The sequence below is a fragment of the Streptomyces sp. NPDC054847 genome (assembly GCF_053610925.1).
In genome coordinates, this window is record NZ_JBSGZJ010000405.1 from 1 (window position 1) to 6,436 (window position 6,436).

5 protein-coding genes are annotated in these 6,436 nt (G+C 70.9%); 3 read left to right on the plus strand and 2 right to left on the minus strand.

The window, feature by feature from the left end; genetic code table 11:
* Window positions 1-138 precede the first annotated feature (138 nt).
* Entirely contained in the window at window positions 139-1,704 is a 1,566-nt protein-coding gene (locus ACWGH4_RS28545; RefSeq protein ID WP_453465997.1) for an MFS transporter, read from the minus strand.
* Window positions 1,705-1,801: 97 nt separating this feature from the next.
* On the opposite strand from ACWGH4_RS28545, the gene ACWGH4_RS28550 reads away from it, so the two are divergent.
* Window positions 1,802-2,389, plus strand: coding sequence for a TetR/AcrR family transcriptional regulator (locus tag ACWGH4_RS28550; protein WP_453466000.1), 588 nt, complete (start codon window positions 1,802-1,804; stop codon window positions 2,387-2,389).
* A 4-nt stretch (window positions 2,390-2,393) separates the two neighbouring features.
* On the opposite strand, the gene ACWGH4_RS28555 is transcribed toward ACWGH4_RS28550, so the two are convergent.
* Window positions 2,394-3,602: a PucR family transcriptional regulator gene (locus ACWGH4_RS28555; protein WP_453466002.1), complete on the minus strand. Its 1,209-nt coding sequence runs from the start codon at window positions 3,600-3,602 to the stop codon at window positions 2,394-2,396.
* Window positions 3,603-3,773: 171 nt separating this feature from the next.
* Here ACWGH4_RS28555 and ACWGH4_RS28560 point away from each other — a divergent pair, with 171 nt between their 5' ends.
* Both ACWGH4_RS28560 and pruA read left to right on the plus strand, forming a co-directional pair.
* Window positions 3,774-4,700: a proline dehydrogenase family protein gene (locus ACWGH4_RS28560; RefSeq protein ID WP_453466004.1), complete on the plus strand. Its 927-nt coding sequence runs from the start codon at window positions 3,774-3,776 to the stop codon at window positions 4,698-4,700.
* 35 nt (window positions 4,701-4,735) lie between these two features.
* Window positions 4,736-6,367 (plus strand): L-glutamate gamma-semialdehyde dehydrogenase, encoded by a 1,632-nt coding sequence (pruA, locus tag ACWGH4_RS28565; RefSeq protein WP_453466006.1) that lies wholly within the window; start codon window positions 4,736-4,738, stop codon window positions 6,365-6,367.
* Window positions 6,368-6,436: the final 69 nt, after the last annotated feature.

The following is a 6,436-nucleotide window of genomic DNA, read 5'->3' on the forward strand; positions in this document are numbered from 1 at the left end:
GCCGTAGGGGGAGATTGAGGGCACCGCGCGGAGCGCGGTACGCCGCCCGCAGGGCGGTCCGGGCTCCCGGGCCTGCCCCGCCGCGCGGCGGAGCCGCACATCGGTACAGCGGGGAGGGGAACACGCGCCGCGCAGCGGCTACCGCACCAGCGCGCCCCGCGCCGCCCCCTCCTCCGCGGTGCCCCCGGCGCCCCGCACGCCCCGGCGCAGCAGCACCGCGCACCCCGCTCCCGCCAGCACCAGGACCGCCCCGCCGATCGCCGCCCCGTGCATCCCGTGCACGAACGCGTCGCGCGCCGTCGCGAGGAGTTGCGCCCCGGCCGGGCCGCCCAGTTCCGCGGCGACGGCGCTCGCGCCGCCGAGGGTCTCGCGGGCGGTGTCGAGGGCCTCGGACGGCAGGCCCGAGGGAGCCGAGGCGGCGAGGTCCCGGCGGTAGACCGCGGCGCCGATGCTGCCCAGGACGGCCATGCCCAGCGCGCCGCCGAATTCCTGTCCCGTCTCGAGCAGCGACGCCGCCGAGCCGGCCCTCTCCGGCGGTGACGCGGCGAGCGCCAGGTCGGAGACGAGCGCCATCACGGTGACGATGCCGCAGCCGATGACCGCGGCGGCGCCGAGCACGATCCACAGAGAGTCGGTCCCGGACAGCAGCAGCAGGGCGAACCCGGCTGCCGCGATCAGGAAGCCGGCGGCGATCACCCGGGCCCGGTCGGTCCTGGCGGCGATCGTGCCGGCCACCGGGGCGGCGACGCCGACGGCGAGCGAGGGCGCGGTGCTCCACAGGGCGGCCTCCAGCGGCCCCATGCCGAGCACGGACTGCAGGTACTGCGTGGTGAAGTAGGCGGAGCCCATCATGGCGAACATGGCGAGGGTGTTGAGGGCGACGCCGGGGCCGAAGCCGCGGGCCCGGAACAGCTCCGTGCCGATCATCGCGTCGTCGCGCACCCGCTGGCGCCGCACGAAGACGAATCCGATCGCGAGGCCGGCCGTGATGCTCATCGCCGGTCCCATGCCGTAGCCGTCCGCGGCGATCTCCTTGAGCCCGTAGACGACGGGCAGTACGGCGCCCATCGACAGCGGCACGCTGAGCAGGTCGAAGCGGCCGGGGGCCGGGTCCTTGAACTCCGGCACCAGGACCGGCACCAGGACCAGAAGGAGCAGCATCGCGGGCACGTTGACGAGGAAGACCGACCCCCACCAGAAGTGGTCCAGCATGACGCCGCCCATCACGGAGCCGAGCGCGATGCCGCCGGCCATGCATCCGGACCAGATGCCGATCGCCTTGGTGCGCTGCCTGTCGTCGCGGAACATGTTGCGCACGAGTGCCATGGTCGAGGGCATCAGGGTCGCGCCGCCGATGCCGAGCAACGCCCGCGCGACGATGAGCATTTCGGCGCTTTGCGCGTACGCGGCGCCGACCGAGGCGAGGCCGAACGCGACGGCCCCGACGAGGAGCAGCCGGCGGCGGCCGATGCGGTCCCCGAGCGATCCCATGGTCATCAGCAGCCCGGCGAGGGCGAAGGCGTAGATGTCGAAGATCCACAGCTGCTGTGTGCTGCTCGGGTCCAGTTCGAGGCTGATGGCGGGGATCGCGAAGTAGAGGACGGAGACGTCCATGGAGACCAGGAGGAGCGGCAGCAGAAGGACGACGAAGGCGGTCCATTCGCGGCGGCCGGCAAGGGGCGCGGTGGTGCTCGGTGGGGTCATGCGCAGCAATGTACGGCTGCATTAAACGTCTGTCTAGAACGCTTGTATAAAACATGCGTCTAGGACGCTCGTATGGCATGCCGGTACGCTGCCTGGCATGGGACATCGCGAGGATCTGCTCGAGGGCGCGAAGCGCTGCCTGATGGAAAAGGGCTTCGTGCGCACCACGGCGCGGGACATCGTCAAGGAGTCGGGGACCAACCTGGCGTCGATCGGCTACCACTACGGCTCGAAGGACGCACTGCTGGCGGAGGCGTACGTCGCCCTGGTCGAAGGCGTCTCCGACCACTTCGACGCCACGGAGGAGGCGGCCACGGGGACGCGCCCCGGCTCGACGGACCGCTTCCAGGCGGTCTGGAAGAACATCATCGCCACCATGTCGGGCCCGGACTCCCTGTGGCACCTGAGCATGGAGATCGTCGTCATGGGCGATCAACTGCCCGCCGTGCGCGACCATCTGGCCCAGGCCCAGCGTGAAGGCGCGCGGGGCATCATCCCCATGTTCATGGGCGGTGCCGAGGCCGATGTCGCCGAGGAGGACGTCGACACGCTCGGGAAGTTCTACATGACGCTGATGATGGGGCTCATCGCCCAGTGGTCGTTCGACCCGGCGACCGCGACCCGCGCCGACGAACTCACCAAGGGGCTGCGGCGGGTCATGAAGGCGGCCGGCGAGACGCCGTGAGGCGCTACAGCCGGGCGCTCTTGAGAGTCATGTGCAGCAGCAGCCGGTGTTCCCCGTCGTCGAGGTCCAGACCGGTGAGCTGCTCGACGCGGCCGAGCCGGTAGTAGAGCGTCTGGCGGTGGATCCCCAGCGCCGTGGCCGTGCGCCCCGCCTGGCCGGCGCAGTCGAGGAACACCTCCGCCGTGCGGGCCAGTTCGCGGTGCGCGGGGGCCAGCAGTTCGCGTACCGCGGGATCCTCCGCGGCCTGTGCGGGCAGGGCGGTCAGCAGGCGGTACGGGCCGATGTCCGACCACCGGGCGACGGGCCCGAGCCGGGTCTGCGCCCGCGCGGCCCGGGCCGCGGAAGCCGCCTCGCGCCAGGCGCGGCCCAGACCGGCCAGTCCGCGCAGCGGCGTCGCCACGCCGGCGGCCGCCTCGCCGCCGCCCGCCGTGTCCACCAGACGGGACGCCGCCGAGAGCGCGGGGGAGAGGCTGTCCGCGGAACGGAGCCGTACGAGCGCGGCCACCGCACCGGCCGGACCGCCGGGTGCCTCGCCGGAGATCTCCGTCTCCACGGTGCGCCCGCCACCGGACCGCACGGGCAGGGGCACCGTGCACAGGGCGGAGGCCCCGGGCAGTGAACGCACGGACGGTGCGTCGCCCTTCGTCCACGGCGTCACGCACACCAGCGTGTGCAGTCCCTCCGCGTCCGTGCCCAGCCCGGTGCCCAGCTCGGCAACCGCCATGTCGTACTGCCAGCCCCGCTCCGCCGACAGCACCGCCCGCAGCTCCCGGGAAAGATCCGCGCCGACCCGCTCCTCGTCCGCGAGCAGTGTCCCGATCCGCTCGGCGACCTCCATCGCGGCGGACAGCTGGGCGGCCGACGGTCCCGGCTCCGCGTCGAGCAGCCACACGTACCCGAGGGCGACGCCGCGGTGGCGGACCGGCAGACAGATCCGGTCGCGGTAGACACCCGCGTCCGGGGCGGCGGGAATGCGGACCGGGCCGGTGGCACGGGTGATGCCGAAGCCCTCGAACCAGGCGCGCACCGCCGGGGTCGATCTGCGGGTCAGGATCGAGCGGGTGCGCACCGGGTCCAGGGTGGTCTCGTCGAAGGCGCTGTCGCTGTCGTGGGCGCCGAAGGCGATCAGCCCGAAGTCCCGGTTCTCCAGAGTCGCCGGCATGGCCAGCAGCGCGGAGATCTCGTCGACGAGGTCCTGGTAGTCGCCTTTCACGCCCCCATTCTCGCACCCTTCAGACATATGTCTGAGATCCGGGACACGGATGCGTGACAGCTGTCGATGGCCCGGCGACCGCGCCATCCTTAGTTTCAGGGTGGTTCTTCGTGCCGTTTCCGGGAGCTTCCGGATTCGGCCACTTCAACACCTGTTCCGTGGAGGTGCCCCGTGCTGGGTCCCGTGATCCTCGCCGCTTCGCGCAGCGACAAGATGCGCCGTTTCGTGTCGGCTGCCCCGGGGACCAAGCAGGTCGTCGCCCGGTTCATCGCTGGTGAGACGGTCGAGCAGGTCGTTCCGGTCGTCAAGGAGGCCGTGGCCAAGGGCCTCGAGGTCACCCTCGACGTCGTCGGTGAGGACATCACCACCCGCGAGCAGGCCGCCGCCGCCCGCGACGCCTACCTCGAGCTGATCGAGCAGCTCGAGGGCCTCGGCCTCGGCACCAAGGCCGAGATGTCCGTCAAACTGTCGATGTTCGGCCAGTCCCTCGAGGGCGGCCACGAGCTGGCCCTCGCCAACGTCCGCCCGGTCGTCGAGGCCGCCGCCGCCATCGGCACCACGGTTACGCTGGATGCAGAGGACCACACCACCCTCGACTCGATGTTTGCCATCCACGAGGAGCTCCGCAAGGACTTCCCGCAGACCGGCTGTGTGATCCAGGCCTACCTGTTCCGCACCGAGGACGACGCCCGCCGACTCTCCGAGGCCGGCAGCCGGGTCCGGATCGTGAAGGGCGCGTACAAGGAGCCCGCCTCCGTCGCCCACCAGGACAAGGCCGAGATCGACAAGGCGTACGTCCGCGTCCTGAAGATCCTGATGGAGGGCGACGGCTACCCGATGATCGGGTCGCACGACCCGCGTCTGATCGCCATCACCCAGGAGCTGGCGCGCAGCGCCGGGCGCAAGCTCGACGACTACGAGTTCCAGATGCTGTACGGCATCCGCGGCGACGAGCACGTCCGCCTCGCGGCGGAGGGCCACCGGATGCGGGTCTACACCGCCTACGGCACCGACTGGTACGGCTACTTCATGCGCCGCCTGGCAGAGAAGCCGGCCAACCTGCTCTTCTTCCTCCGCTCGATGATCACCAAGGGCTGAGCCCTCCCACCCCTCGCTAAGGAGCAACGGAACCCATGGACGCTGTCACCCAGGTCCCCGCCCCGGTCAACGAGCCGGTGCACGGCTACGCCCCCGGTTCGCCCGAGCGCGCCCGCCTCGAGGCCAAGCTCAAGGAGCTGGCCGAGAACCCGATCGAGCTGCCGATGACCATCGGCGGTGTGAAGCGGATGGGCGGCGGCGAGCGTGTCGACGTCGTACAGCCGCACAACCACAAGGCCGTCATCGGCACCTTCGCCGCCGCCACCCAGCAGGACGCGCAGGACGCGATCGACGCCGCCCTCGCCGCCGCTCCCGCGTGGCGCGCGATGTCCTTCGACGACCGTGCCGCGATCATCCTGCGCGCCGCCGAGCTGCTGGCCGGCCCGTGGCGCGAGACGATGGCCGCCTCCACCATGCTCGGCCAGTCGAAGACCGCCCAGCAGGCCGAGATCGACACTCCCTGCGAGCTCATCGACTTCTGGCGCTTCAACGTCAAGTACGCGCGTGACCTGCTCGCCGAGCAGCCCCCGGCCAACTCGCCGGGCGTGTGGAACCGTCTGGACCACCGCCCGCTCGAGGGCTTCGTCTACGCGATCACCCCGTTCAACTTCACCGCCATCGCCGGCAACCTGCCGACCGCGCCCGCGCTGATGGGCAACGTCGTCGTCTGGAAGCCGTCCCCGACGCAGACCCACGCCGCCGTGCTGCTGATGCAGCTGCTGGAGGAGGCCGGTCTGCCCAAGGGCGTCATCAACCTGGTGACCGGCGACGGCATCGCCGTCTCCGAGGTGGCCCTCGAGCACCCGATGCTCGCCGGTATCCACTTCACCGGCTCGACCAAGACCTTCCAGCACCTGTGGAAGACGGTCGGCAACAACATCGAGAAGTACCGGTCCTACCCGCGCATCGTCGGTGAGACGGGCGGCAAGGACTTCGTCGTCGCGCACCCCAGCGCCGACCGCGCGGTGCTGAAGACGGCTCTGACCCGCGGTTCCTTCGAGTTCCAGGGCCAGAAGTGCTCCGCTTCCTCGCGCGCCTACGTCCCGGCCTCGATCTGGAACTCCGGCTTCAAGGAGGAGTTCGCGGCCGAGGTCGACGGAATCCAGATGGGTGACGTCACCGACCTGTCGAACTTCATCGGCGCCGTGATCGACGAGCGTGCCTTCGCCAAGAACAAGGCCGCCATCGACCGCGCGAAGTCGGACCCGTCCTGCACGATCGTCGCGGGCGGCAGCTACGACGACTCGGTCGGCTACTTCGTCCGTCCGACCGTCATCGAGTGCTCGGACGCCGCCAACGAGGTCTTCACGACCGAGTACTTCGGCCCGATCCTCGCCGTCCACGTCTACGAGGACGACAAGTACGAGGAGATGCTGGAGCAGATGGAGTCGGTGTCGGCGTACGCGCTGACCGGCTCGATCATCGCCGGTGACCGGGCCGCGGCGGCCCACGCGATGGAGAAGCTCCGCTACGCGGCGGGCAACTTCTACATCAACGACAAGTCGACCGGCGCCGTCGTCGGCCAGCAGCCCTTCGGCGGCGGCCGCGCCTCCGGCACGAACGACAAGGCCGGCGCCCCGCAGAACCTGATGCGCTGGACGCTGACCCGTGCCATCAAGGAGACGCTGGTCCCGCCGACCGACTACTCCTACCCGCACATGGGCTGACCTTCCGGTCGACCCCCGAGGCTCCGCCCCCGTCCCGGCCCCCACGCCGGAACGGGGGCGGTTTCCATG

What these genes read in the sequence shown, in the direction of transcription:
- pruA (WP_453466006.1), top strand. Translation starts at nt 4,736, where the DNA reads ATGGACGCTGTCACCCAGGTCCCCGCCCCGGTCAACGAGCCGGTGCAC.
- ACWGH4_RS28550 (WP_453466000.1), top strand. Translation starts at nt 1,802, where the DNA reads ATGGGACATCGCGAGGATCTGCTCGAGGGCGCGAAGCGCTGCCTGATG.
- ACWGH4_RS28545 (WP_453465997.1), bottom strand. Translation starts at nt 1,704, where the DNA reads ATGACCCCACCGAGCACCACCGCGCCCCTTGCCGGCCGCCGCGAATGG.